We start from the raw sequence: 406 nt of genomic DNA on the forward strand, positions 1-406 counted from the left end.
TTTACGGATATTACTAATTTGCAGGTGCAATCGTGATAGCTTGGCTTTCGCTTTAGCACGATTGTTACTGCCTTTTTGTTTACGACTTAATTGACGACTCAACCTTTTAAGTTTCTTGAGTTTCACCTTAAGTGGCTTAAGTGCTTTGACTTTAGTACCGTCTGACAAGGTGATTAAGTCAGTAATACCTAAGTCTACACCAGTTTGCTTACCTGTCTTTTTAGCAAGGTTTACAGTATCTATTTCAACGGCAACAGAGACAAACCATCTCCCACCTCGACTAAAGATTTTAGCTGAGATTATTTTACCGTCAAAGCGCAGGGCTTCACGCATACGAACCCAACCTAGATTTGGTATGCGAATCTGTCTGCCTTTAACAGCAAACTGGTCATTAGACAGGCTAAAC

General features: G+C 40.4%; 1 protein-coding gene. It reads right to left on the minus strand.

Features of this window, described 5'->3' with window-relative positions:
- On the minus strand, window positions 1-406 hold a 406-nt coding region (locus A1232T_RS12980; RefSeq protein ID WP_143514002.1), incomplete at both ends, for an RNA-guided endonuclease InsQ/TnpB family protein.

This window comes from Psychrobacter pasteurii, from assembly GCF_900162815.1.
In the GTDB taxonomy this organism is placed as follows: domain Bacteria; phylum Pseudomonadota; class Gammaproteobacteria; order Pseudomonadales; family Moraxellaceae; genus Psychrobacter; species Psychrobacter pasteurii.